This window comes from Pseudomonas sp. ANT_H4, from assembly GCF_008369295.1.
In the GTDB taxonomy this organism is placed as follows: Bacteria; Pseudomonadota; Gammaproteobacteria; order Pseudomonadales; family Pseudomonadaceae; genus Aquipseudomonas.
Genome location: NZ_VOBG01000001.1, coordinates 442,175 through 466,406, shown reverse-complemented (window position 1 = coordinate 466,406; position 24,232 = coordinate 442,175). Strand labels below are relative to the sequence as shown.

The 24,232-nt window shown below is 60.9% G+C and carries 21 protein-coding genes; 10 read left to right on the top strand and 11 right to left on the bottom strand.

Annotated features, from left to right (window positions below; genetic code table 11):
* The first annotated feature begins 32 nt into the window (after positions 1 to 32).
* Entirely contained in the window at positions 33 to 1,448 is a 1,416-nt protein-coding gene (locus tag FQ182_RS02235) for an acetyl-CoA carboxylase biotin carboxylase subunit (protein ID WP_149412527.1), read from the top strand.
* Between the two features lie 101 nt (positions 1,449 to 1,549).
* On the top strand, positions 1,550 to 3,358 hold the full coding sequence (oadA, locus tag FQ182_RS02230) for a sodium-extruding oxaloacetate decarboxylase subunit alpha (protein WP_149412528.1): 1,809 nt from the start codon (positions 1,550 to 1,552) through the stop codon (positions 3,356 to 3,358).
* 75 nt (positions 3,359 to 3,433) lie between these two features.
* On the opposite strand, the gene FQ182_RS02225 is transcribed toward oadA, so the two are convergent.
* A complete protein-coding gene (locus tag FQ182_RS02225) occupies positions 3,434 to 6,406 on the bottom strand; it encodes an autotransporter domain-containing protein (RefSeq protein WP_149412529.1) in 2,973 nt (990 codons plus the stop codon).
* A 228-nt stretch (positions 6,407 to 6,634) separates the two neighbouring features.
* On the opposite strand from FQ182_RS02225, the gene FQ182_RS02220 reads away from it, so the two are divergent.
* The gene (locus FQ182_RS02220) at positions 6,635 to 7,969 is read left to right on the top strand and encodes a HipA domain-containing protein (protein ID WP_256666173.1); all 1,335 of its coding nucleotides are present in this window, start codon (positions 6,635 to 6,637) and stop codon (positions 7,967 to 7,969) included.
* The gene (locus FQ182_RS02215) at positions 7,966 to 8,241 is read left to right on the top strand and encodes a helix-turn-helix domain-containing protein (RefSeq protein ID WP_149412530.1); all 276 of its coding nucleotides are present in this window, start codon (positions 7,966 to 7,968) and stop codon (positions 8,239 to 8,241) included. The genes FQ182_RS02220 and FQ182_RS02215 overlap by 4 nt, the downstream gene beginning before the upstream one ends.
* 40 nt (positions 8,242 to 8,281) lie before the next feature.
* On the opposite strand, the gene FQ182_RS02210 is transcribed toward FQ182_RS02215, so the two are convergent.
* The 3 genes from FQ182_RS02210 to FQ182_RS02200 are packed head-to-tail and all read right to left on the bottom strand — an operon-like array spanning position 8,282 to position 10,045.
* On the bottom strand, positions 8,282 to 8,953 hold the full coding sequence (locus FQ182_RS02210) for a GNAT family N-acetyltransferase (protein ID WP_149412531.1): 672 nt from the start codon (positions 8,951 to 8,953) through the stop codon (positions 8,282 to 8,284).
* A gap of 10 nt (positions 8,954 to 8,963) precedes the next feature.
* Positions 8,964 to 9,410, bottom strand: a complete 447-nt coding sequence (locus FQ182_RS02205) for a GNAT family N-acetyltransferase (RefSeq protein ID WP_149412532.1) — start codon at positions 9,408 to 9,410, stop codon at positions 8,964 to 8,966.
* 11 nt (positions 9,411 to 9,421) lie between these two features.
* The gene (locus FQ182_RS02200) at positions 9,422 to 10,045 is read right to left on the bottom strand and encodes an FMN-binding negative transcriptional regulator (protein ID WP_149412533.1); all 624 of its coding nucleotides are present in this window, start codon (positions 10,043 to 10,045) and stop codon (positions 9,422 to 9,424) included.
* Positions 10,046 to 10,149: 104 nt separating this feature from the next.
* On the opposite strand from FQ182_RS02200, the gene FQ182_RS02195 reads away from it, so the two are divergent.
* On the top strand, positions 10,150 to 11,703 hold the full coding sequence (locus FQ182_RS02195; protein WP_149412534.1) for a PLP-dependent aminotransferase family protein: 1,554 nt from the start codon (positions 10,150 to 10,152) through the stop codon (positions 11,701 to 11,703).
* 33 nt (positions 11,704 to 11,736) lie between these two features.
* On the opposite strand, the gene FQ182_RS02190 is transcribed toward FQ182_RS02195, so the two are convergent.
* The 6 genes from FQ182_RS02190 to aspA form a co-directional block, all read right to left on the bottom strand.
* The gene (locus FQ182_RS02190) at positions 11,737 to 12,828 is read right to left on the bottom strand and encodes a polyamine ABC transporter substrate-binding protein (RefSeq protein WP_149412535.1); all 1,092 of its coding nucleotides are present in this window, start codon (positions 12,826 to 12,828) and stop codon (positions 11,737 to 11,739) included.
* Entirely contained in the window at positions 12,825 to 13,865 is a 1,041-nt protein-coding gene (locus tag FQ182_RS02185; RefSeq protein WP_149412536.1) for a histone deacetylase family protein, read from the bottom strand. The genes FQ182_RS02190 and FQ182_RS02185 overlap by 4 nt, the downstream gene beginning before the upstream one ends.
* 156 nt (positions 13,866 to 14,021) lie before the next feature.
* Entirely contained in the window at positions 14,022 to 15,014 is a 993-nt protein-coding gene (locus FQ182_RS02180) for an AraC family transcriptional regulator (RefSeq protein WP_149412537.1), read from the bottom strand.
* A 61-nt stretch (positions 15,015 to 15,075) separates the two neighbouring features.
* Positions 15,076 to 16,062, bottom strand: coding sequence for an asparaginase (locus tag FQ182_RS02175; RefSeq protein WP_149412538.1), 987 nt, complete (start codon positions 16,060 to 16,062; stop codon positions 15,076 to 15,078).
* 69 nt (positions 16,063 to 16,131) lie between these two features.
* Positions 16,132 to 17,583 carry a sodium:alanine symporter family protein gene (locus tag FQ182_RS02170; protein WP_149412593.1) on the bottom strand — a complete coding sequence of 484 codons (1,452 nt, stop codon included), beginning with the start codon at positions 17,581 to 17,583 and terminating at the stop codon, positions 16,132 to 16,134.
* 333 nt (positions 17,584 to 17,916) lie between these two features.
* Entirely contained in the window at positions 17,917 to 19,341 is a 1,425-nt protein-coding gene (gene aspA, locus FQ182_RS02165) for an aspartate ammonia-lyase (RefSeq protein WP_133100705.1), read from the bottom strand.
* A 181-nt stretch (positions 19,342 to 19,522) separates the two neighbouring features.
* On the opposite strand from aspA, the gene FQ182_RS02160 reads away from it, so the two are divergent.
* The 5 genes from FQ182_RS02160 (at position 19,523) to FQ182_RS02140 (ending at position 23,259) form a co-directional block, all read left to right on the top strand.
* Positions 19,523 to 20,446 (top strand): LysR substrate-binding domain-containing protein, encoded by a 924-nt coding sequence (locus tag FQ182_RS02160; RefSeq protein WP_149412539.1) that lies wholly within the window; start codon positions 19,523 to 19,525, stop codon positions 20,444 to 20,446.
* Positions 20,447 to 20,701: 255 nt separating this feature from the next.
* Entirely contained in the window at positions 20,702 to 21,193 is a 492-nt protein-coding gene (purE, locus tag FQ182_RS02155) for a 5-(carboxyamino)imidazole ribonucleotide mutase (RefSeq protein ID WP_149412540.1), read from the top strand.
* Between the two features lie 12 nt (positions 21,194 to 21,205).
* The gene (locus tag FQ182_RS02150; protein WP_149412541.1) at positions 21,206 to 22,291 is read left to right on the top strand and encodes a 5-(carboxyamino)imidazole ribonucleotide synthase; all 1,086 of its coding nucleotides are present in this window, start codon (positions 21,206 to 21,208) and stop codon (positions 22,289 to 22,291) included.
* A 99-nt stretch (positions 22,292 to 22,390) separates the two neighbouring features.
* The gene (locus FQ182_RS02145) at positions 22,391 to 22,636 is read left to right on the top strand and encodes a GlsB/YeaQ/YmgE family stress response membrane protein (protein WP_149412542.1); all 246 of its coding nucleotides are present in this window, start codon (positions 22,391 to 22,393) and stop codon (positions 22,634 to 22,636) included.
* 86 nt (positions 22,637 to 22,722) lie between these two features.
* Positions 22,723 to 23,259 carry a DUF3299 domain-containing protein gene (locus FQ182_RS02140; RefSeq protein WP_149412543.1) on the top strand — a complete coding sequence of 179 codons (537 nt, stop codon included), beginning with the start codon at positions 22,723 to 22,725 and terminating at the stop codon, positions 23,257 to 23,259.
* 7 nt (positions 23,260 to 23,266) lie between these two features.
* On the opposite strand, the gene FQ182_RS02135 is transcribed toward FQ182_RS02140, so the two are convergent.
* The gene (locus FQ182_RS02135) at positions 23,267 to 24,166 is read right to left on the bottom strand and encodes a D-hexose-6-phosphate mutarotase (protein WP_149412544.1); all 900 of its coding nucleotides are present in this window, start codon (positions 24,164 to 24,166) and stop codon (positions 23,267 to 23,269) included.
* Positions 24,167 to 24,232: the final 66 nt, after the last annotated feature.

The following is a 24,232-nucleotide window of genomic DNA, read 5'->3' as shown; positions in this document are numbered from 1 at the left end:
GAAGGTAGCCATCGGCTCAAGGGAATTTCCAAGTGATAACAAAGATCCTGATCGCCAACCGTGGTGAGATTGCCGTACGTATCGTGCGTGCCTGCGCCGAGATGGGTATCCGTTCGGTCGCGGTCTATTCCGATGCCGATCGCCACGCTCTGCATGTAAAGCGTGCCGACGAGGCCCACAGCATCGGTGCCGAGCCCCTGGCCGGCTACCTGAACCCGCGCAAGCTGGTGAACCTGGCAGTGGAAACCGGTTGCGACGCGCTGCACCCCGGCTATGGCTTCCTCTCGGAAAACGCCGAGCTGGCAGACATTTGCACCGAGCGCGGTATTAAATTCATTGGCCCGTCGGCAGAAGTCATTCGCCGCATGGGCGACAAGACCGAAGCCCGCCGCAGCATGATCAAGGCCGGCGTGCCGGTCACGCCTGGCACCGAAGGCAACGTTGCAGACATCGCCGAAGCGCTGACTGAAGGCGATCGCATCGGCTACCCGGTGATGCTCAAGGCCACCTCCGGTGGTGGCGGTCGCGGTATTCGCCGCTGCAACAGCCCTGAAGAACTCGAACAAGCCTTCCCCCGCGTCATTTCCGAAGCCACCAAGGCCTTCGGTTCGGCGGAAGTGTTCCTGGAAAAATGCATCGTCAATCCCAAGCACATCGAGGCGCAGATCCTCGGTGACAGCTTTGGCAACGTCGTACATCTATTCGAGCGCGACTGCTCGATCCAGCGTCGTAACCAGAAGCTCATCGAAATCGCTCCAAGCCCGCAACTAACCCCTGAACAGCGCGCCTATATTGGCGATCTGTCCGTGCGCGCCGCCAAGGCCGTGGGCTATGAGAACGCCGGTACCGTGGAGTTTTTGCTCGCCGAAGGCGAGGTGTACTTCATGGAGATGAACACCCGGGTGCAGGTGGAACACACCATCACCGAAGAAATCACCGGCATCGACATTGTCCGTGAGCAAATCCGCATCGCCTCTGGCCTGCCGCTGTCGGTCAAGCAGGAAGACATCCAGCACCGTGGTTTCGCGTTGCAGTTTCGCATCAACGCCGAAGACCCGAAAAACAACTTCCTCCCCAGCTTCGGCAAGATCACCCGTTACTACGCTCCCGGCGGCCCCGGCGTGCGCACCGACACGGCGATCTATACCGGCTACACCATTCCGCCGTACTACGACTCCATGTGCCTGAAGCTTGTGGTCTGGGCGTTGACCTGGGAAGAGGCCATGGACCGTGGCCTGCGGGCCCTGGACGACATGCGCCTGCAAGGCGTGAAGACCACTGCCGCGTACTACCAGGAAATTCTGCGCAACCCGGAATTCCGTAGCGGCCAGTTCAATACCAGTTTTGTGGAAAGCCACCCTGAGCTGACCAACTATTCGATCAAGCGCAAACCCGAAGAGCTGGCCCTGGCCATCGCCGCCGCCATCGCCGCCCACGCAGGCTTATGAATGAAGCAGCTGCAAGCTTTTAGCTGCAAGCGGCAAGTAAGAGCCGATTGGTTTTTTCTTGCAGCTTGTAGCTTGAAACTTGCCGCTATGAGGAGATACCAATGACTAAGAAAATCTTCGTTACAGACACCATCCTGCGCGACGCCCACCAATCGTTGCTGGCGACTCGCATGCGCACCGACGACATGCTGCCGATCTGCGACAAACTCGACAAAGTTGGCTACTGGTCCCTGGAAGTCTGGGGCGGTGCGACTTTCGACGCCTGCGTGCGCTTTCTGAAAGAAGACCCGTGGGAGCGCCTGCGCAAACTGCGTGCGGCGTTGCCTAACACGCGTCTGCAAATGCTCCTGCGCGGCCAGAACCTGCTGGGTTACCGCCACTACAGCGACGACGTGGTCAAAGCCTTCGTCGCCAAGGCCGCGGTCAACGGCGTCGACGTGTTCCGCATCTTTGATGCGATGAACGACGTGCGTAACCTGCGGGTCGCCATCGAAGCGGTGAAGGCCGCCGGCAAACACGCCCAGGGCACTATCGCCTACACCACTAGCCCGGTGCATACCATCGGCGCGTTCGTGGCCCAGGCCAAGCAAATGGAAGCCATGGGTTGCGACTCGGTGGCGATCAAGGACATGGCTGGTCTGTTGACCCCGTACGCCACGGGCGAGTTGGTCAAGGCACTGAAGACCGAGCAAAGCCTGCCAGTATTCATCCACTCCCACGACACCGCTGGCCTGGCCGCGATGTGCCAACTCAAGGCCATCGAAAACGGCGCCGACCATATCGACACCGCTATCTCCAGCTTCGCCTGGGGCACCAGCCACCCTGGCACCGAGTCGATGGTCGCCGCCCTTAAAGGCAGCGAATTCGACACCGGCCTGGACCTGGGGTTGTTGCAGGAAATCGGCCTGTACTTCTATGCCGTGCGCAAGAAGTACCACCAGTTCGAAAGCGAATTCACCGCCGTCGACACCCGCGTGCAAGTCAACCAGGTGCCGGGCGGGATGATCTCCAACCTGGCCAACCAGTTGAAAGAGCAGGGCGCACTGAATCGCATGAGCGAAGTGCTGGCCGAAATTCCACGGGTTCGTGAAGACCTCGGCTTCCCGCCGCTGGTAACACCGACTTCGCAAATCGTCGGTACCCAGGCGTTCTTCAACGTGCTGGCCGGCGAGCGCTACAAGACCATCACCAACGAGGTGAAGCTCTACCTGCAAGGCGGCTACGGCAAGGCGCCGGGCACCGTGAACGAAAAACTGCGGCGTCAGGCCATTGGCAGCGAAGAAGTCATCGACGTGCGCCCGGCGGATCTGCTCAAGCCGGAAATGACCAGGTTGCGCGGCGAAATCGGTGCATTGGCCAAGTCCGAAGAAGACGTGCTGACCTACGCCATGTTCCCGGACATCGGGCGCAAGTTCCTCGAAGAGCGTGAAGCCGGCACCTTGACTCCGGAAGTGCTGTTGCCGATTCCCGAAGCCGGCGGTGTCGTTCGTGCTGGCGGTGAAGGCGTGCCGACTGAGTTCGTCATCGATGTTCACGGTGAGAGCTACCGCGTCGACATCACGGGTGTCGGTGTCAAGGCCGAAGGCAAGCGCCACTTCTATCTTTCCATCGACGGCATGCCGGAAGAAGTGGTGTTCGAACCGCTCAACGAGTTTGTCGGTGGCGGCACCAGCAAGCGCAAACAGGCCAGCGAGCCGGGCCATGTCAGCACCGCGATGCCGGGCAATATCGTTGATGTGCTGGTCAAGGAAGGCGACGTAGTCAAGGCCGGCCAGGCCGTACTGATCACTGAAGCGATGAAGATGGAGACTGAAGTCCAGGCGGCGATTGCCGGCAAGGTCACCGCCGTTCACGTGGCCAAGGGCGACCGGGTCAACCCTGGCGAAATACTGATCGAAATCGAAGGCTGATACACAGCCTTCGAAACTACCGTTTAAACCTCGGGGGGCATGTGCCCCCTTTTTTTCGCCTGGGATAAGGGTATTTCAGAAAGCCATGGTCCATTGGCCCATGACGCCATGATTGCGGCTGTTACTGCCTATTTCGCCACTGTAGCCCACACCGATGGTATGGCGGGCTGACAAGCCGACATCCAGCCCGGCTTCGAGCATGAGACTGTCACGATCCAGGGCGCTACCTTCGACATTGAACCCCGTGCCACCCATCAGGAAGGCCTGGCGGGTGCTGCTGTCGACGTCGCCGTAGGTGTGTTTCCAGCCGGCACTGGCTCGCGGCGTGAGGCTGATGCCGTTTTCCAGCTGGCTCAGGTGCGCCAGGCGCAGACCGAAGGTGCTGCTGACGTTGTCCTGGGTTTGCCCGTCGACATGCAGGGCGGCGGCGCCGCCTTTTTCGTTGTAGCTGTCACGGTGGTAGCGCTGATAACCGAGGTTGGCGAACGGCTCGGCACTCAGGCGCCCGCTGCCCATGGCGTAGCCCAGTTCGACGAAGGCTTGTTGGCTGTTGGCGTCGTAGTCGCCTTTGGGGCGGTCGCTGAAACCGTTGAAGGCCACGGTGCGTTTGCTGTCCCCTTGGTGCCCGCTGTACGCAGCACCCAAGCGCAAGGCCAGCGGCCCGCTTTGGCGCATGGCGTAGACGCCGGCATGCCAGCTGTCTACGCTGCCGTCGACACCGGTGGTGTCCAGATCCGTCTTGGAGTAGCCGCCCAATACGCCCACGCGCCACTCAGGATTGAGCGCCCAATCGGCGCCGAGCACGCTGCCCTTGGTGCGTTGGGTCAGGCCGTCGCTGGCGTGGTCGCCGTCGAGCTTGCCGTAGCTGCCGATACCTTGCAGCCACAGGCGGCCCTGGGCGTTCGGATCGTTGAGATTACGCGCCGCAGCAGGAACACCGCTGGCGGCGAGAACCGGCGTGTCCTGCTGATCAAGACCCACCAGCAGCCCTGCGCCGCCACCCAATTGATGCATGGCCGCGAGCATGCTGCCGCCGACTTGGGCGCTGGCACCCAGGGTGGCGCTGGTCAGGTTGGCAGTGCTGCTGCCGGCCAGTTGCTCAATGGCCGCGCCCGCGCTGGTGTTGGTGGTGTTGAGCAGGGCGTTATACAGCGCGTTGTTCTTGCCCAGGCTCGCCAGGCTGTTGGCGGCACTGGTGCCGTTGCCGGTGCTGGCGAGCTGATTGAAGGCCACGTCGTTGCGGGTGTACGTCAGGCCGACCTGAGTGGCGCTGTAATCCAGGGTCGGGGTGAGGAAGGCATAGTCGCTGGTGACCTTGGCGAAGCTGCCGTTGATGCTGCCCGCTTGCAGCACCGTGTAGTGGCTCTGCCACGGGTAAGTGCCGCTGCCGGGATTGACCGCCAGGGTCGCGCCATTGAGGTTGGCGGTACCGCCGACCTTGATCGGGGCGCTGCTGCCGTCGGCGTTGACGCCATAGGCAAGGGTCGAGCCGCTGGTCATGGTCAGGTCGCGGGTGATGGTGGCGGTGCCGAGGGCGGTATTGGTCTGCAATGTCCCTTTTACGAGCAAGCTGGCGACACTGCCGCCACCGGCATAAACCCCGCCTTCATCGACGGTCATATTGCCGCTGATCCCGCCTTGGTTGATCAGCTTGGCACCACTGAAAATCTCGCCGCCGTCGCTGAAGTCACCGCTGCCGGTAAGGGTCCAGGTGCCTTGTTTGACGTTCAGCCATTCGAAGTTGCGACTGTCACCGAAGCTGGCGCCGGTCGCGTCATCCATTGTGAGGCGGTCGTACCCGGTGCCGCCGTCGACCACGCCGATAAAACGGCTGCCATTGCGCAGTATCAGGCTGTCATCGCCGCCGCCCAGGTCCAGGGCCAGGCCGTTGCTGCCACTGATGAGGCCTGCGTTGATCACGGTGTCGGCAAACTCGCCGACGAACTTCACGCCATAGCCATCCAGGCCCTGGAGGGTGCCGTGGTTTTCCAGGGTGGTGGCCGTCAGTCCCGAACCGTCGCTGCCGTCGTCCACGAGGATCGCGTTGTTGGCGCCACTGACCAGCGCACCGACACCATTGAATACATAGCCGCCGCCAAGGGCGATGCCTTCACTGCCGTTGGCAAAACCGTTCTTGTCGACGCCACCGGCCCCCACACCCTGAATTACTCCGTAGTTTTCGATATGGGCGATCTTGTCGATGTCCACGCCGTCACCGTCGCCATCGGGTTGCAGTCCGGAGAACGCTCCGGTGATGGTGCCGTGGTTGATCACCGTGCCGTCGCCGTCGGAACCAAAGCCCGAGCCATTGCGACCGATCACTGTGCCGTAGTTGGCCAGCGTTGCACCCAGGTCAGTGGTGATGCCGTGACGACCACCGGAAATGGTCCCGTAGTTGGTTACGGTTACGCCGCTGGCCGAATCAATGTCGACACCGTCGAACTTGTCATCCCGGGAGTGAGTATCGCCGGTGGAAATTTCGCCGTAGTTGGTGATGGTAGCGTTGGCACCGGTTTTCATGCCGTCACTGGCCTCACCACGAATCAGCCCGCCTGCGCGGTTGATGATGGTGGTGCTGACGTTGCTGCTGCGGATCGCGTCCAGGTCCAGGCCTTGGCCGGTGGTGGAGCGAATGGTGCCGCTGTTATCGATCAACAGGCTGCCGCTGGCGAAGTTGCTGTCGATGCGCAGCGCATCATTGGCGCCCTGGATCACCCCGCCTGCGCGGTTGTAGATGCTGTAAATGCGGGCGTTGGCAAGGTCGCCCGCACTGTCGATGGCCCGGCCACCGGTGGACGTGATCTTGCCCGCGTTGTCGATTACCACGCCCTTGGCGCTGGTGCCGTCCTTCAAGGTGACAGCAACTTTGGCGGTGGTGATGCTGCCTGGTGCCGAGATCGTCAACGAATCACTGCCACCCAGGGTTTGCGCGGTGGTGGTGGGTGTGTCGATCTGTACCGTCTTGACTGGGGCCGGGGCCGCTTCAATGTAACTGCTGCCGGCCAGCAAGGTGATGGCGAGCGCAAGACGATGGGGCAAAAAGGGCATGGCGGACGACCTTGTTGTAGGAAACGAGTCGACCTGTATAGCGCAGGGTTTTTACAGGATTATGTCGGGGAGATGACGGGTAAAGGATCTGCACTTTAATGCGGTTTTTTCGATGTCTGAACGACAAGTACGCATTTTATTGCGTCTATCAGTCTGCATAGATTAGATTTATGCACTATATTGCAAATCAGCCGACCTTAACTGATATTTAGGCGCATTAAATTGCAGATGGAATCGACTTTTAAACTGACGCTACAAGTTTTTGATGCCGGACTTTGGCAGGACGCAATGATCCTGGAGTTTGCCGAACCGCAAAGCGGTTTTGCCAGCCCTTGCCGTTTTGGATACGAGTCTGCCTATCTGGCTGATCACCTGGACCGAATTGAAACCCTGTTTGCTGCGTCAGTCAGCGTCAGAGTGCCGCCAACCTGGGGGCAGGAGTCGCTCAAGCATGCCCCCGCCTTCCTGTACGACATTGCACCGGCAGGTGCTGCCAAACGCTTCCTTTTAAATCGTATGGCCGGTGAAAAGCCTGACGGCATCAGTGCCGACTTGTTTCTGCTGGCGCGCAGTACGCCTGCTCCCATCGGGCATATGCGTATCAAGGAATCTGTTCGGGGGGAGGGCGGTCGGCCCGCCATCGGATTTGCACGCCAAGACGTAATCGAGCGTGATAACCGCTTCCTCGAATACGCCTATGAACAAGGTGCGGCCATTGGCGGTGCGACGGGTGCGGGCGGCGAGGCGCCCAAATTGCTCATGACTCAAAATCATGACGGGCTTTTGTATCCCGATGCGGTACTGGATGACGACCAGGTCAGCCAGCATTGGTTTATCAAGTTCGCTCGCAATCAAGGTTTACAGCGGGACCAAGATATTCTCAGAAGTGAATACCACTACTACAGGGCCCTGCAGTCGCTTGGGATTGAGACCGTCGCAGCCCAGGGGCTGGCGCTGGAGGAGGCCTCCAAGCCCAGTTTATGGATGCACCGATTTGATCGCGCAGTTGGCGTCCAAGGCGTGGAGCGTTTCGCGGTCGAGTCGATTTACTCGGCGGCAGGTGTCACGGCGCCCGGCAGTTCCATGGACCATGTGAAGGTGGTGCACCTGTTGGTCGATTTATGGAAAGCAGCTGGCCAGGATGGTCAAGTGGCCGATTTGGTCGCCGATTATCTACGGCGCGACTTGCTGAACAAGATATTGGGGAACTCGGATAATCATGGGCGCAACACGTCCATCATCCGTGGGCAAGACAGCTTGCGCCTCGCGCCTATTTACGACCTGGCACCCATGGTCATGGATGATGAAGGCATCACCCGCACAATGAAATGGCCCGGCCTACTGGAAGTGGCGGGAGACATCAACTGGCGTGGTGTTTGCGAGGCACTTTCGCAGGTGGTTGAACCCATTCAGGCCTTCGAACGGCTGCGCCAAGATGCCGAAGTACTGAGGGCTTTGCCGGACATTCTGGTTGCCAGTGGCTTGCCACAGGTGACCTGGAGTCACCCGCGCATCGCACTGCGCGACTTGGACCAACGTCTGACCGACTGGGGGCTGAGATGAGTCTTTCCATTGAGCAACGTGCACTCGTCATCGAGAGCATCGAGCAAGGGCTGGCCCAAGGCACACTCGAAATAGGCGAAGCCGTACGCCGCCTGCGAACCGAAGTCACCGGCCTGCACCAAAGCCAGTTCGCCAAGATGTGCAAAATTTCTGTGCGCACCTTGGTGCATATCGAACATGGTGAGGGTAATCAGACGCTGAAATCGTTGAATGCGGTGTTCAGGCCGTTTGGATTAAAGATGGGGGTGGTGAAGGTTCGGCGCAGTATCTAGGCGACATTGATCGTTCTCACGAGTGGGAACGATCATTTGGCTAGCTGCGGCACTCAACCAGCGTCTTCAGTTGGCCCGAACCTGTCTGATTCTCATCCGAAAGCCACCGCTTGAATCCCGCCCCAATCGCTGGCCATTCCGAGTCCAGGATCGAATACCACGCTGTATCCCGATTCTGCCCCTTGACCACCATGTGCTGGCGAAACACGCCTTCAAAACTGAAGCCCAACCGCTCGGCCGCGTACTTGGAGCGGGCGTTGCCGTTGTTGCACTTCCACTCCAGGCGACGGTAGCCCAGTTCAAACGAATGCTTGGCCAGCAGGTACACCGCCTCGGTGCTTTTGGGCGAGCGCTGCATCGGTGCGCCGAAGGTGACGTGGCCGATTTCGATGCGGCCCTGGGCCGAGACGATGGACATCAGGCTGAGGATGCCCTGCACGTCGCCACTGGCGCGGTCGATCACGCAGAAGAAGTACGGGTCGCTGTTGGCCGCGTGGTTGTTCAACCAGGCATCGAAGGCGCCGCGCTCGGGGAAGGGGCCGTAGGGCAAATAGTCCCACAGCTTGGGATCGGCACCGGGGCCTTCGAGGGCTTGCCACAGGCCGTCGCCGTGGCGGACGGGGTCAAGCTTTTCCAGGCGGATAAAGCGCCCCTCGATGAGGGTAATGGTGGGTGCGGGAGCCCCTTTCCAGTCTGCAAGCGTTGTTGTCATGCGGCTCTCCTTAAAGACCTTTGCGAAACTGAATGAAGCCGGGGCGTTCGGCAATACGTTCGTACAATTGGATGGCCGTGGCGTTGGTCTCATGGGTCAGCCAGTGGACCTTGCAACAGCTATCGGCCTTGGCGGTGGCGTAGACGAATTCGATCAGCTTGCGGCCTATGCCGGTGCCCCGTTGCGCTGGGTCCACCAGCAAGTCCTGCAGGTAGCAGGAGTTCTCGATGCTCCAGTTGGAGCGATGGTAGATGAAGTTGACCATGCCCACGGCCGTGCCGTCTTGCCAGGCCAGGGCCGAGTGAGTTGGCTCGTTGGCGTTGATCAGGCGCTGCCAGGTGCTCTGGCTGACGGCATCCGGCAGTTCGGTGTTGTAGAAGCGCAGGTACGCCTGCCACAGCGCCAGCCAGGCAACCTGGTCGGTGGCGCTAACCTGGCGGATCTCGATCGGGCTCATGATGGGGCTCCTTAAGGAATGAGTCGGGCGAGGGTCTGGTCGCGCACGTCGGTGCTGGCGGCCAACCCTTCACGAACACCGGCGATATCCGCCGCGCTGCGGTTTTGGCTGAGTTTGCGTTTGCCTTCCAGGCGCTGGATCGGCAGGGCGAAGCCGACGATGGCCTTGAGCATGCCTTCAATGTAGTCGGCCGGCGCGTCAGTCACCTTCCACGGCTGGGCACGGCCAGACTCGTGACGGTCGGTCAGGGCGCTGACCAGGGTGAGCAAGCGCTGGGCATCGGTGAACACCTCAGCCTGGCCGTAAGCATGCACCGCCAGGTAATTCCAGGTGGGCACCACTTTGCCGTGCTCGGCCTTGGCCGGGTAAAACGCCGGGCTGACGTAGGCCTCGGCGCCGGCAAAAATCACCAGCGCCTCGCTGCCATTCTGCAGGTCCTGCCACTGCCGATTGGCCTTGGCCAAGTGCCCGTACAGCGTGCCGCTAGGGCCTTCATCGGGGTTAAGCAGCAGCGGCAAGTGGCTGGCTTGCAGGCCATGTTCACCAAACGTCACCAACTGCGCCAAGCGTGTGTGCTGGATCAGTTGCTGCAATTGGGGCAAATCGTCGAGGGTGAAGGCACGGGGTGTGTACATGAAGATTTTCCTTGGCGAATGGTTACATCCTAGGCAGGCTAATGGTTCGTTGTAAGAGCCATCTTTGGTCAATTTGATAGGTCCAATTTTCTGGAATGCCTGCTATGCCTCCGATAGAGCCCCCACTGTCGTTCAACCCCGCCGGCATTGAGCTGGACCGTCGCCAGGGCCTGACGCACCAGCTTTACCAGGTGTTGCGAATGCGGGTGCTGGATGGGCGGCTGGTCAGCGGAACCCGGCTACCGGCCAGCCGTGACCTGGCGATGGCGCTGTCGATCTCCCGCAACAGCGTGGTGCGCGCCTACGACCAGCTCTACGCCGAAGGCTTTATCGAAGGGCGGGTCGGCGACGGGACTTATGTGGCTCAATTGCCGCAAACCCCAGGGGCAGCCAAAAAACTATCCACAAAACCATCCACAGGGTTATCAACAGGCTTATCCCCAGCCTTATCCACAATTGCACCGAATTCACCTGGATTTTCATCCAGTGAAGTTATCCACAGCCCGGCGTTGGGGCGGCTGGAAAACAACCATTTACCCCTGCCACCCACCGGCCCGCCGCGGGCTTTTCGCGTCGGCGTACCGGCCTTCGATCTGTTCCCGTTTGACGTATGGGCCAAGCTGAGTGCGGCTTTCTGGCGCAAGCCAGACCTGCAGCAACTGTGTTATGGCGACCCGGCGGGGGATGAGCGACTGCGTGGGCTGATAGCGGCCTACCTGCGCAGTTCCAGGGGTATGCAATGCACGGCTGAGCAAATAGTGATCACCAGCGGCGCGCAACAGGCAATTAGCCTTTGTGCACAGCTGCTGGTGGCGCCTGGGGACACGGTGGCGATTGAAAATCCGGGCTATCGGGCGGCAGGTCACGCCTTCGCCATTGCCGGGGCGAAACTCCACGGCGTGGCGGTGGACAGTGACGGCATCGACTGCACCGCATTGAATGCACTCAGTGCTTGTCACCTGGCCTACGTCACACCGTCCCATCAGTACCCGATGGGCGTGGTCATGAGCCTGGCCCGGCGCCTGGAATTGCTGGCCTGGGCCGAGCGCAGCGGCGGCTGGATCGTCGAGGACGACTATGACGGCGAATACCGCTACAGCGGCGCGCCCCTGGCACCGTTGGCGGCCTTGGACCGCAGCGGGCGAGTGCTCTACGTCGGTACCTTCGGCAAAGTCGCCTTTCCCGCGCTGCGCCTGGGTTACCTGGTGCTTCCACAGGGATTGGTGAATGCCTTCGCCCAGCGCCGCGCCGTGGACGTGCGGCACTCGGAAGTCAGCACTCAGGCGGTAATGGCCGAGTTCATGGCGGCGGGGCATTTTCAGCGACACATCCGGCGCATGCGTCGCGCCGCGCTGAGCCGGCGCAACGCCTTGCTGGCCGGCTGGCCCGTCGATGTGCCAGGCGTGGGCAGCCTGCCCAACGTCATGGCAGGGCTGCACCTCACGGTACGAGTCGACAGCCTGGCCCGTGAGCATGAGTTGCTGGACCAGGCCCGCGCGGTGGATGTCGAGATCAATGGCTTGAGCAATTATTGGCTGCCCGACTCCAGCACTGCGCCTGATCAGCGCGCCGGGCTGGTGTTGGGTTTTGCTGCTGTGCCCGAGGCCGCCATCGCCGCTGCGCTGGTGCGGTTGCGCAGGGCGTGGCAGGTCCGATAACGCACCGAGTGCTCAACCTTGAGGGTGTGTGGCTCAGGTCCCGGATTTGATCTTGGTCCAGACGCGGGTCCTGGCGCGTTCGGCGTCACGGCCCAAGGGTTTCAAGGTGTACAGCGTGGCCATTGCTGCCTCGGTGGGGTACAGGTTGGGGTTGTTGCGGATCGCCGGGTCGACCAACTCGGTGGCATCCTTGTTGGGGTTGGGGTAGCCGACGAAGTCGCTGACGGGAGCAATCACCTGGGGTTGCAGCAGGTAGTTGATGAAGGTGTAGGCGTCCTGCGGGTTTTTCGCGCCCTTGGGAATGGCGAGCATGTCGAACCAGATCGGCGCGCCTTCCTTGGGCAGGCGCATGTCCACGGTCACGCCGTTCTTCGCCTCCTTGGCGCGGTTGGCGGCCTGGGAGAAGCTGCCGGAGTAGCCGACCGCCACGCAGATGTCACCGTTGGCGATATCTGCCATGTACTTGGAGGAGTGGAAGTAGGTGATGTAGGGGCGGATTTTCATCAGCAGCGTTTCGGCCTTGACATAGTCCTTGGGGTTGCTGCTGTTGGGGTCCAGGCCCAGATGCTGCAAGGCCAGGGGCAAGATTTCCGAAGGCGAATCCAGCAGGGCGACGCCGCACTGCTTGAGCTTGCTGATGTTCTCTTCCTTAAAGATCAGGTCCCAGCTGTCCACCGGCGCGTCGGTTCCCAGCGCGGCCTTGACCTTGTCCGGGTTGAAACCGATGAGGATGGTGCCGTACATGTAGGGCACGGCGAATTTGTTACCGGGATCGTTGGTTTCGATCAGCTTCATCAACTTGGGATCGAGGTGGTTCCAGTTGGGTAACTGGGCGCGGTCCAGGGGCTGGAACACCCCGGCCTCGATCTGCTTGGCCAGGAACACATTGGACGGTACCACCACGTCATAGCCGGAGTTGCCGGTCAAAAGCTTGGCTTCCAGGGCTTCATTGGTGTCGAAGATGTCGTAGACCAGCTTGATCGCAGGGTTCTGCGCCTTGAAATCCTCCAGGGCCTTGGGGGTGATGTAGTCGAACCAGTTGTAAACCCGCAGGGTTTTCTCTTCGGCCTGGACGGTGCCCCCAAGGAGCGCAGCGCACAGGAGCAGATACTTGAGCGTGTTCATTGTGCAGATCCCTCGTGTTCAAAACCTTCGAGTACGTTGACGGCATTGATGCCGATTTCTTCCACGGCGTAGCCGCCTTCCATCACGAACAGCGTCGGCTTGCCCAATTGGGCGATGCGTCGGCCCATCGCCAGGTAGTCCGGGCTGTCGAGCTTGAACTGGGAAATGGGGTCGTCCTTGAAGGTGTCCACGCCTAGGGAGACCACGATGATGTCAGCGCCGTAGCGGTCGATCTCCTGGCAGGCCTGCTCCAGGGCCGCGCTCCAACTGTCCCAGCCTGAACCTGCCGGCAGCGGATAGTTGAAGTTGAAGCCTTCGCCAGCCCCTTCGCCCACTTCGTCGCCATAGCCCAGGAAAAATGGAAACTCCGCCTCCGGGTGGCCGTGGATCGAGGTAAACAGCACGTCGCTGCGCTCATAGAAAATCGATTGGGTGCCGTTGCCGTGGTGGTAATCCACATCGAGGATCGCGACCTTTTTATGGCCTTGGTCGAGAAATGCCTGAGCGGCGATGGCGGCGTTGTTGAGGTAGCAATAGCCGCCCATCAAGTCGCCGGCGGCGTGGTGTCCCGGTGGACGGCACAGGGCAAAGGCGCTACGGGCGCCTTGTTGGATGGCCTGTTGAGCCGTCAGCGCCACTTGAGCGGCGCTGTAGGCTGCTTGCCAGGTGCCGGCGGTGATCGGCGCGCCACCGTCGAAGCTGTAATAACCCAACTGGCCATGCAGGCTAGTGGGCAACACGCGGCGCAAGGTGCGGGCAGGCCAAGTGTAGGGCAGCAGGTCGCCGTCCTGGCCAAATTCGGTCCAGCGTTGCCAGGCACCTTTGAAGAAGTCCAGGTAGTCGCGGCTGTGGATGCGTTGCAGCGGTGCCAGGCCAAAGTCCTGGGGCGCCCGCACCGGGCCCAGGTCGCGATCCTTGACCCGTTGCAGTACATGGTCGGCCCGGGAGGGCATTTCGAAGCAGGGCATCAATTGCCCGTCCATCAACTCGCAACGGCCGTGGTGCAGATGATGATCGTCTGAGTAGATCGTCAGCATATTGTTGTTCTCCAAAGGCTCACGGGTGTGCCTTGCAGTGTTGCGGCGTGCCGGGTTTTGGAGAACGGCAGGAGCGGCCAAAAGGGGATCAATATGGCCAATGTATGTGTCCGTTATTCGCCCCTCAATGAAGCAGCCGCGCCCACCCATGGCGCATCAAGGCCGAAACTGACTCGGTGCGACTCCGCTCCAGCGAATAAAGGCATGCCGGAAACTGGCGGTTTCGCTGAAACCCAGTTGCTCGGCGATCCGGTAGATCGGCAGTTCATCCGCTCCCAACAACTGTTTGGCCCGCTCGAAGCGTAGCTCGTCCAGCAGTTCCTGGTAGCTGCAGCCCAGGTCATGGAGATGGCGGCGCAAGGTGCGGGGGGAACAGTTCATCTGCTCGGCCAATCCATCAATGCCCGGTGCCGCGTTTAATTGTGCGCCGAGCAGCAGGCGCACCCGCCCCAGCCAGGCCTGGCGTCCGGTGAACTCGGTGTTTTGCTTGCGGCAGCGCTCGGCCATGGCCTGGTGGGTGATGGCATCGGCCAGGGGCAATGGCTGATCAAGCCAGTGCCGGTCGAAGGCGAAGGCATTGGCGGTGGCTTCAAACTGCAATGGGCAGTCGAAGCTCTCGGCATAACGCGTCTTGTAGTCGGGGGCGCAGTGTTCGAACCGGGCGCCGAGCAAGGGCAGGGGCTGGCCAAGCAGATCGTCACAGATGACTTTCAGCGAGACCAGGCAAAACTCGACATTGAACTCAGTCAGCGCCGGATTTTCCCGATAATCGCTGGCAGTGAACCAGATCCGTTGGCCGTCTTCCTCCAGGCGCAACTCAAAAAGTGTTCCCAACAGCGCCGGGTAGCGCAGGGCCTGGCGCAAAGCGTCACCGAAGGTGGCACTGGTCAGTAGCGCATAGCCAAGTATGCCGTAGGACGACACATGCATGCGCTGGCCCAGTTCCAGGCCGATGTCTCGGCGTAGGGCCACGGCATTGGCGCAGACACGCATCTCCTGATTGGTGGTGATGCGCGTGTCAGCACGGCTCAAGTCCGCGCCACAGATACCGCTGCCGGCCAGCAGCGCCTCGCTGGGTACGCCTTCGGCCTTGAAGGTATTGAGTACCAGTGAGACAGCGTTGAGGGTGGTGAGGTGAGAGTGAAGCATGGAGGCTTCCAGCCAATGGTTGGCTGGAAGAGAGCAAGTTACATGCCGCAGCCGCTGACGATCAGTTCAGCTCGCCACACAGGTCCAGTTCCACCAGTCGGCGGATTTCGGCGGATGCAAGCCCGGCACCGATCAATGCATTGAGCTTGCCGAACGCTGCTTCACGGGTCATGCCGCCGCCCGACAACACGCCAACGCCACGCAAGCGGCTGCCGGCCTCATACACATCCAGCTCCACACCGCCTTCATGGCATTGGGTAATCGCCACGACCACGACGCCCTGATCCCGGGCCCGCTTGAGGCTGGCGAGAAACTCAGGGTTATCGCTGGGCCCGGTGCCGCTGCCAAAACATTCCAGCACCAGTGCTTGAATGCCGCTGTTGATCAGGCCATCGAGTTGCGCAGCGTCAATGCCGGGCACCAGGGGCAGCACGCCGACGCTGGCGAGTGCTTTATCGTGACGATAACTCAGGGCCTGGGGAATTGAATCGGCCTTGGCCACGCCGCTGTTGCGCTGCAAGGTGGCAAACGGATGCCGGCCAAAACTGCGAATCTTCGCGCAGCGGGTCGGGGCCAAAAGCTCGCCATGGAAGTACAGCTGAACACCCGGCGCCAGGCCGTTGCCCAGGGCAACCAGGGCACCACTGACGTTTTCCCAGGCATCGCTGTCGGGCACGCCGGCCGGCAACATGGAACCGGTGAACAGCACCGACGCCGGCAGGCCCAGCAGTTGGAAGCTCATGGCGGCCGCGCTGTAGGCCAGCGTGTCGGTGCCGTGCAGGATGAGCACGGCATCGTAGCCTTCATCCACCGCTTCGATCACGGCGATACGCAAACGCTGCCAGTAGGCGGGGGTCATGTTGGCGCTGTCGATTAGCGGCGACATTTCCCGCAAGCGCCAGGCGGGCACTTTGAGTTGAGGTTGGCTGGCGAGGTAATCGGCCATCCGCGCTTCAAAACCGGAGGCAGGGACCAGGCCGTTGGCGCTGGCCTGCATGCCGATGGTGCCACCGGTGTAGAGCACCATGACGTTGTGTGAAGGGGGCATCGAAAAAATCTCCTGAACGAGTACACCGCGTGGCCCAGAGCATGCCCAAGGCCACGCGGCGTGTCACCTTTAGCGTTGCGCTTGGGCGACCGGTTCAGCGCTGGCCTGCGACGTTGGCGCAGGCTTCAGCGGGGTGGCTGGCCAGGCGTTCAAGTCCAGGTCCAGATCCGGGAACTGGCTGGAATCAAATACCGGGGTCTTGATACCCGCAGCGCGTTGGTCGTCGTAGTCGCGCAGGATGCGCATGGCGATCTTGAACAGCAGCGCCAGGGCGATCAGGTTGACGAACGCCAGCATGGTCATGGTGATGTCGGCGAAGGCAAACACCGTGCTGAGGTTTTCAATAGAACCCCAGAAAATCAGCACCAGCACCAGGGCGCGATAGCCGATCAGTGCCTTGCGGTTTTCGCCGATCAAGAAGCGCAGGTTGCTCTCGCCCAGGTAGTAGTTGTACAGAATCGAGGTGAACACAAACAACGCCAGGGCTACCGAGATGAACATCCGGCCCCAGTCACCGACCACCGCCGCCAGGGAGTTCTGGGTCAGGGCAATGCCGTCACCTTCAAAGCCCGGCGTGTAGAAACCCGAGAGCAGGATCAGCAACGCGGTGCAGGTGCAGATGACGAAGGTGTCGAGGAACACGCTGAACGCTTGCACGACGCCTTGAGCCACCGGGTGTTCCACCGAGGCCACGGCGGCGACGTTGGGCGCACTGCCAAGGCCGGCTTCGTTGGCAAACACGCCGCGTTTCACACCCATGATGATGGCGCTGCCCACCAGGCCACCAAAAGCCTGGTCCAGGCCAAAGGCGCTCTTGACGATAGTCATCAGCATGGCCGGCACCTGGTCAAATTGCAGCACAATCACGTACACGGTCACGGCGATGTAGACCAGGGTCTTGATTGGTACCAGCAAGTCGGCAATCGAGGCGATCCGCTTGATCCCACCGACGAACACCAGGCCCAGCAGCACCGCCAGGCCCAGGCCTGTGTAGGTGGTATCGAGGCCAAAGGCGTTGTTCAGCGAGTGGGTCACGGCATGGGCTTGCAGGCCGTTGAAGGCAAAGCCGAAGGTCACCAGCAGCAGGAACGCCATGACCATCCCCAGCCAGCGCTTGTGCAGGCCATGCTGGATGTAATAGGCCGGGCCGCCACGGTATTGGCCCTCGGAATCGCAGCGCTTGTAGAGCTGGCCGAGAGAGCACTCGATAAAGCTTGAGGACATGCCCACCAGCGCGGTGACCCACATCCAGAACACGGCGCCGGGGCCGCCCAGGGTTACGGCGATACCGACGCCGGCGATATTACCGGCACCCACTCGGCCGGCGAGGCTGAGCATCAGTGCCTGGAACGAGCTGAGTTGGCCAGCGCTGCTTTTCAGGCTGTTGCCAAACACCGAAAACATATGAAAAAAGTGACGCAGTTGAACGAAACGCGAGCGGATCGTGAAGTAACCACCGAGCCCGACAATGAGCACGATCAGTACTTTCCCTGAGAGGAAGTCGTTGATGACTTCAAGCATGGAGTATTCCTCGCTGATTTTTCTAATGGCAAACCCTGAACGGCGCGATTCGCCGCAATGCACCAGGCAGTGCACGACGGTTCGACCCAATCCTTTTTGCGGGTTGTTATTCATGCGGCTTTCGCACATCCCAGGGGCTCGTTACCGCCGACCACTGACGCGAAGAGGGGCGGCACTATACCTAGGCGAGCGCTATACGTCTGCACGGGGCGATTAAAGGTTTCAGCTACACGCTTTCATCAGGCAAAAAAAAGGGCCTGGAGAATGAATCTCCAAGCCCTCAAAAGGTGAGAGGTGTCTAGTCCCTCAACCTGGTGAGCGGTGCAGCAGCGCTTAGGCCTTCAAGGGCACCAGGCGCGGGGCAATCATGTTTTCCGGGCGCAGGATGTCGTCGAGCATGGCGTCGTCGAGCAAGCCTTCTTCACGCACCAGTTCCAGCACGCCGCGGCCGCTTTCAAGGGCGATGCGGGCGATGCGGGTGGCGTTTTCATAGCCGATGTACGGGTTCAGCGCGGTGACCAGGCCGATGGAGTGCTCCACCAGCTCGCGGCAGCGGGCTTCGTTGGCGGTGATGCCGACGATGCAGTGCTCGCGCAGCATGTCCATGGCCCGTTGCAGCAGGCGGATCGAGTCGAAGATCTTGTAGGCGATCAGCGGCTCCATCACGTTCAGTTGCAGTTGGCCGCCTTCGGCCGCGATGGTCAGCGCCAGGTCGTTGCCGATAATCTGGAACGCCACTTGGTTGACCGCTTCCGGGATTACCGGGTTGACCTTGCCGGGCATGATCGAGCTGCCTGGCTGGCGCGCCGGCAGGTTGATCTCGTTGATCCCGGTGCGTGGGCCGCTGGACAGCAGGCGCAGGTCGTTGCAGATCTTCGACAGCTTCACCGCAGTACGCTTGAGCATGCCGGAGAACAGTACGAAGGCGCCCATGTCGGAGGTGGCTTCGATCAGGTCGGCAGCCGGTACCAGCGGTTGACCGCTGATGGTCGCCAGGCGCTGGACGGCCAAGGCCTGGTAACGCGGGTCGGCATTGATGCCGGTACCGATGGCGGTGCCGCCCAGGTTAACTTCGGTCAACAGCTCCGGCGCCATGGTTTTCAGGCGCGCCAGGTCTTCACCCAGGGTGGTGGCGAAGGCGCGGAACTCCTGGCCGAGGGTCATCGGCACGGCGTCTTGCAGTTGGGTGCGGCCCATCTTCAGGACGTGGTTGAACTCGACGCCCTTGGCGGCGAACGCCTGGATCAGGCTGTCGAGGCTGGCCAACAGTGCGTCGTGGCCCAGCAGCAGACCCAGGCGGATCGCGGTCGGGTAGGCGTCGTTGGTCGACTGCGCCATGTTCACGTCGTTATTGGGGTGCAGGTATTGGTATTCGCCCTTGCTGTGGCCCATGGCCTCCAGCGCGATGTTGGCGATGACTTCGTTGGCATTCATGTTGGTTGAAGTGCCAGCGCCGCCTTGAATCATGTCCACCACGAACTCTTCGTGGAAATCGCCGCGGATCAGGCGGGCACAGGCTTCGCTGATGGCAGCGTGCTTGGCTTCGCTGAGCTGGCCCAACTCGCGGTTGGCGTCAGCGGCGGCCTGTTTGACCATCGCCAGACCGACCACCAATTTGGGGTAATGCGAAATCGGAACGCCAGAGAGACGGAAGTTATTCACTGCTCGCAGGGTCTGGATGCCGTAATACGCTTGAGCAGGTACTTCGAGTACGCCAAGCAGGTCTTTTTCGGTACGGAATGATGCAGCGGAGGACATGACGGAAATCATCTCAATATGGACCCGGGCTAGGCCGGAACGCTGTGAATGCTAGGCTTGCAGAAGATTTTGGGCCAATGCTATTAAGCACTGGCCTATGCATAAACGGCATAATGTCGGTGTGACCCGGCTATCATGTCGAACGTGTGAGCCAAAATGGTGCGTGTCCGGGGAGGACGAGATGAATCTGGAAAGCAAATGGCTGGAAGACTTTAGCGCCCTGGCCGCCACCCACAGCTTCTCCCAGGCGGCAGAGCGTCGCTTCGTCACCCAGCCGGCGTTCAGTCGACGCATTCGCAGCCTGGAGGCAGCGCTGGGGCTGACGTTGGTCAATCGCTCGCGCACGCCGGTTGAGCTGACAGCGGCGGGGCAGTTGTTTCTGGTGACGGCGCGTACCGTGGTCGAACAGCTGGGTGAAGTGCTGCGTCACCTGCATCACCTGGAAGGCGGGCAGGGCGAAGTCATGCAAGTGGCGGCGGCGCACTCACTGGCGCTGGGCTTCTTTCCGCGCTGGATCGCCCAGTTGCGCAACGAAGGCTTGAACATCGCGACGCGGCTGGTGGCCACCAACGTTGGCGACGCCGTACATGCACTGCGTGAGGGCGGATGCGATTTGATGCTGGCGTTCTACGACCCGGACGCGGCGATGCAGATGGATGCTGAAATCTTCCCGTCGCTGCACCTGGGCAACACCGAAATGCTCCCCGTATGCGCCGCTGATGCTGACGGCAAGCCGCTGTTCGACCTGGAAGGCGAAGGCAGCGTGCCGCTGCTGGCCTACAGCGCGGGGGCGTTTCTCGGGCGCTCGGTGAATTTGCTACTGCGCCAGCGCGCGCTGCGCTTCACCACCATTTATGAAACCGCCATGGCCGACAGCCTTAAAAGCATGGCCCTGGAAGGCCTGGGCATCGCCTGGGTGCCGCGCTTGAGCGTGCGCGCCGAACTGGCTCGGGGGGAGTTGGTAGTCTGTGGCGGTCCGCAATGGCATGTGCCGCTGGAGATTCGCGTGTACCGCTGTGCGCTGGTGCGCAAGGCCAATGTGCGGTTGTTGTGGCGCAAGTTGGAAGGTGGCGTGGCGCAGAGCTCCCCGGCGGAACTCGGTTGATGTGGGCGCTGGCTTGCCAGCGCCCACACTGATTTACGGTGTTTTCGCTGACCTTGGAGTCAATAAAACCACCGATTCAGGGTGTAAGACAGATGGTCGTCCAAGGGGCTGTTTATCTACAGTATTACGGTATACTGCGCGGCCTTCGGCCGGTCCAACCGGCCCTAATTCGTACAACAAGCCACGCCGGATTTCCCGCGTGGCTTGTTTGTTTTTTGACGCGCCTGCGGGCGCCCAGAGAGAAGAGGCACGACGATGAGTGCATTGGTTGGCGTGATCATGGGCTCCAAGTCCGATTGGTCCACCCTTAGCCACACCGCCGATATGCTGGAAAAGCTCGGCATTCCTTATGAAGTGAAGGTGGTCTCCGCCCACCGCACGCCAGATTTGCTGTTCCAGTATGCCGATGAAGCAGAATCCCGTGGCATCGAGGTGATCATCGCCGGTGCCGGTGGCGCAGCTCACCTGCCGGGCATGTGCGCGGCCAAGACCCATCTGCCTGTACTCGGCGTGCCGGTGCAGTCGTCGATGCTCTCGGGCGTGGACTCGCTGTTGTCCATCGTGCAGATGCCGGCCGGTATTCCGGTGGCAACGCTTGCGATCGGCAAGGCTGGTGCGATCAACGCAGCCTTGCTGTCCGCCAGCATCCTGGGCGCCAAGCACCCGCAGTTTCACGTGGCACTGAAAAAATTCCGCGCTGAGCAGACAGACAACGTCCTGGACAATCCAGACCCACGCATCGCCTGAGGTTGTTGATTGATGAAAATCGGTGTAATCGGTGGCGGCCAACTGGGCCGCATGCTGGCCTTGGCGGGAACTCCGCTGGGGATGAACTTCGCTTTCCTTGATCCGGCGCCGGACGCTTGCGCGGCTGCCCTGGGTGAACACCTTCGGGCTGACTACAGCGACCCGGATCACCTGCGTCAATTGGCCGAAGAAGTCGACCTGGTGACCTTCGAGTTCGAAAGCGTCCCAGCCGAAACCGTGGCCTTCCTGTCGCAGTTCGTCCCGGTGTACCCGAGCGCCGAAGCCTTGCGCATCGCTCGCGACCGCTGGTTCGAAAAGAGCATGTTCAAGGACCTCGGCATCCCGACACCGGCATTCGCCGACATCCAGTCCCAGGTGGATTTGGACGCCGCCGTCGCTGCCATCGGCCTGCCCGCCGTGCTGAAAACCCGCACCCTGGGTTATGACGGCAAGGGTCAGAAAGTCCTGCGCACCGCCGCCGATGTGGTCGGCACCTTTGCCGAGCTGGGCAGCGTCGCCTGTCTGCTGGAAGGCTTCGTACCGTTCACCGGTGAAGTCTCGCTGATCGCCGTGCGTGCTCGCGATGGCGAAACCCGCTTCTACCCGCTGGTGCACAACACCCACGACAGCGGCATCCTCAAGCTGTCTGTGGTCAGCACCGACCACCCGCTGCAATCCCTGGCCGAAGACTATTCCAGCCGAGTGTTGAAGCAGCTGGATTACGTCGGCGTGATGGCGTTCGAGTTCTTTGAAGTCGACGGCGGCCTCAAGGCCAACGAAATCGCCCCGCGGGTGCACAACTCCGGGCACTGGACCACCGAAGGCGCCGAGTGCAGCCAGTTCGAAAACCACCTGCGGGCGGTAGCGGGCTTCCCTTTGGGCTCGACGGCCAAGGTCGGCGAGAGCGCAATGCTCAACTTTATCGGTGTTGTCCCGCCTGTGGACAAGGTCATCGCCATTGATGACTGCCATCTGCACCACTACGGCAAGGCGTTCAAGGTCGGGCGCAAGGTCGGTCATGCCAACCTGCGTTGCGCGGATCGCGCGACCCTGGAGCAGCAGATCCTCAAGGTCGAGGCGCTGATCGCCGAACAATAAGCCATGAGTTGGCGGGAACCATTGGTATCCGCCATCCTCTGATTGCAGGATGCCAAAGTCTGACTAGGCTCTAGCTAAATTCATTCAGAGGGAAATGCCATGGGTATTATTGGAACCATTTTTATCGGTTTGATTGTCGGCCTGCTGGCACGTTTCCTGAAACCAGGCGACGACAGCATGGGCTGGATCATGACCATCCTGCTGGGTATCGCCGGCTCCCTGATTGCTACCTACGGTGGCCAGGCGCTGGGTATCTACCAGGCTGGCCAGGGCGCCGGCTTCTTCGGTGCGCTGATAGGTGCCGTCGTGCTGCTGGTGATCTACGGTCTGCTGAAAAAGAAGTAATTCAGCGACCATGCCCTCTGCGCTGCGCAGGCGCAGAGGGCTAGAATGCCCGGCGACTTTCGTCCTTTCTTTTGCCGAGCCCCTCCATGCGCCGTCTTCTGTTGACTGTTCTTTTACTGGGCACTGGCCTGGCCCATGCTGGCGAGCTGCCGGAAACCGACTGGCTGGAACTGATGCCCAAGTCGGACCAGAAAGCCCTCGAACAAATGCCGGATATTGACCACGACTCCCCCGAAGCCAATGGCACCTTTACCGACAAGGGTGGCTTGAAGCAGAGCAAGGGTTTACCGGCGGTGATGTATTCCACCAAGACCGTGGCCGCGATGAACGGCAAGAATATCCGCATCGGCGGTTATCCGGTGCCGCTGGAAACCGACGCCAAGGGTCGCAGCACGCTGTTCTTCCTGGTGCCGTACCCAGGCGCGTGCATTCACGTACCGCCGCCACCGCCCAACCAATTGGTGCTGGTGCGTTATCCCAAGGGATTGACGCTCGATGACATCTATACACCGCTGTGGGTGACCGGCACGTTGAAGGTGGAGACGGTCAACAATGACTTGGCTGATGCGGCTTATGCGCTGGATGCAGGGAAGGTGCGGGTGGTCAAGGAGTCGGACTTGTAGGCGCGATTTACAAGGCGATACTGGTGATGCTCACACCCAAGGTATGGCTCTCACCTGGTGCCAAGGTCGCCACGTCGTCCATCACATTCGCCGTCTCGATGCACAGCATGCGCTGCCAGCCGTCGTCGGCCATGTCGCTGAAGGCCTTGGCCCGTTCGGTCCACGGGTTCCAGATCACCGTTGAGCGCGAGCCGGTGCTGGTCAGCTGGATGCGACGCTGCCAGTCTGGGTCGACAATATTCAACTGCGCGGGTGTGTCGAGGTAGATGCGGTCGGTTTCGCCGGTAAAGTGCAGCAGGCCTGACTGTTTCGCGGTGTTCCAATCATTTGTGGTGTCGATGTAGTCCAGGCCGTCGAGGCCTTTGACCTGCACATTGCGCACATCGCTGACGGCGAAGTAACTGTGCAACGCCTGGCTGATGGTCACGCTGTCGGTGCCACGGTTATGGCTGGTCAGGCGGATATGCAGTTGATCATCCAGCAGCAGGCTCATCTTCAGGTCGACCTGATGGGGCCAGCCAGGGAAACCACCCTCGGGCACCGGCAGCACGAATTCCACTCGTAGCGCCTCGCCTTCGCTTTCGATGCCTGCCAATTCCCAGTCTACCGCTCGGACGAAGCCGTGAGCCCCTGCGGGCTCGTTGCTGTGACGCATGGCCTGCACGCTTTGCGGGTTACGGTCGAAGATGCCGAACCACGGCCAGCACACCGGCACGCCGGTACGGATGCCTTTGCCTGTCTTGAATACTGCTTCATCGTTGGGCCAGATCACCGGCTTCTCGCCCAGACGCTGGTAGCTGATGATGTGCGCGCCTTGTTGGGCTACCAACAATTCAGTGCCGTCGTGGCGGATGCGCCAACAATTGAGCTCATCCAGTTTCACGGTTTCAACGTCGGGCATAGACATAGGCGCACACTCTCAATGAAAGGCGATTGGGCAAGGACAGGCAATGGGCAATTGACCGTCAAAACG

Coding starts and splice junctions, on each gene's coding strand:
- FQ182_RS02225 (WP_149412529.1), bottom strand. CDS start 6,406: ATGCCCTTTTTGCCCCATCGTCTTGCGCTCGCCATCACCTTGCTGGCC.
- aspA (WP_133100705.1), bottom strand. CDS start 19,341: ATGTCCTCCGCTGCATCATTCCGTACCGAAAAAGACCTGCTTGGCGTA.
- FQ182_RS02185 (WP_149412536.1), bottom strand. CDS start 13,865: ATGCTGACGATCTACTCAGACGATCATCATCTGCACCACGGCCGTTGC.
- FQ182_RS02135 (WP_149412544.1), bottom strand. CDS start 24,166: ATGTCTATGCCCGACGTTGAAACCGTGAAACTGGATGAGCTCAATTGT.
- purE (WP_149412540.1), top strand. CDS start 20,702: ATGAGTGCATTGGTTGGCGTGATCATGGGCTCCAAGTCCGATTGGTCC.
- FQ182_RS02200 (WP_149412533.1), bottom strand. CDS start 10,045: ATGTACACACCCCGTGCCTTCACCCTCGACGATTTGCCCCAATTGCAG.
- FQ182_RS02220 (WP_256666173.1), top strand. CDS start 6,635: ATGGAATCGACTTTTAAACTGACGCTACAAGTTTTTGATGCCGGACTT.
- FQ182_RS02175 (WP_149412538.1), bottom strand. CDS start 16,062: ATGCCCCCTTCACACAACGTCATGGTGCTCTACACCGGTGGCACCATC.
- FQ182_RS02150 (WP_149412541.1), top strand. CDS start 21,206: ATGAAAATCGGTGTAATCGGTGGCGGCCAACTGGGCCGCATGCTGGCC.
- FQ182_RS02170 (WP_149412593.1), bottom strand. CDS start 17,583: ATGCTTGAAGTCATCAACGACTTCCTCTCAGGGAAAGTACTGATCGTG.
- FQ182_RS02160 (WP_149412539.1), top strand. CDS start 19,523: ATGAATCTGGAAAGCAAATGGCTGGAAGACTTTAGCGCCCTGGCCGCC.
- FQ182_RS02195 (WP_149412534.1), top strand. CDS start 10,150: ATGCCTCCGATAGAGCCCCCACTGTCGTTCAACCCCGCCGGCATTGAG.
- FQ182_RS02140 (WP_149412543.1), top strand. CDS start 22,723: ATGCGCCGTCTTCTGTTGACTGTTCTTTTACTGGGCACTGGCCTGGCC.
- FQ182_RS02205 (WP_149412532.1), bottom strand. CDS start 9,410: ATGAGCCCGATCGAGATCCGCCAGGTTAGCGCCACCGACCAGGTTGCC.
- oadA (WP_149412528.1), top strand. CDS start 1,550: ATGACTAAGAAAATCTTCGTTACAGACACCATCCTGCGCGACGCCCAC.
- FQ182_RS02190 (WP_149412535.1), bottom strand. CDS start 12,828: ATGAACACGCTCAAGTATCTGCTCCTGTGCGCTGCGCTCCTTGGGGGC.
- FQ182_RS02210 (WP_149412531.1), bottom strand. CDS start 8,953: ATGACAACAACGCTTGCAGACTGGAAAGGGGCTCCCGCACCCACCATT.
- FQ182_RS02180 (WP_149412537.1), bottom strand. CDS start 15,014: ATGCTTCACTCTCACCTCACCACCCTCAACGCTGTCTCACTGGTACTC.
- FQ182_RS02145 (WP_149412542.1), top strand. CDS start 22,391: ATGGGTATTATTGGAACCATTTTTATCGGTTTGATTGTCGGCCTGCTG.
- FQ182_RS02215 (WP_149412530.1), top strand. CDS start 7,966: ATGAGTCTTTCCATTGAGCAACGTGCACTCGTCATCGAGAGCATCGAG.